Here is a 255-nt window from a genome sequence, read left to right as displayed (position 1 = left end):
TGGCCAAGGGCACGGTCCCCGCCGGCCAGAACGTCACCGGCAACGTCAACACCGCCGTCAACGGCGAGTACGGCAAGATCGTCCTCAAGGCCGACGGCACCTACACCTACGAGCTGAACAACAACGACCCGCGCGTGAACGCGCTGCTCGATGGACAGCAGCTCAAGGACACCTTCACCTACACGATCCGTGATGCCGACGGCGACGTCAGCACCACCACCATCACCGTCACCATCAACGGCCACACCGATGGCG

1 protein-coding gene is annotated in these 255 nt (G+C 63.9%); it reads left to right on the top strand.

The genetic code is table 11. From position 1 onward, the window contains the following. Positions 1-255: VCBS domain-containing protein (locus IB258_RS30270; protein ID WP_192331059.1), on the top strand; the 255-nt coding region annotated here is incomplete at both ends.

The organism is Achromobacter sp. ACM02 (genome assembly GCF_014851605.1).
GTDB lineage: Bacteria > Pseudomonadota > Gammaproteobacteria > Burkholderiales > Burkholderiaceae_B > Achromobacter > Achromobacter aegrifaciens.
This window is presented reverse-complemented; position numbering and strand designations above follow the sequence as displayed.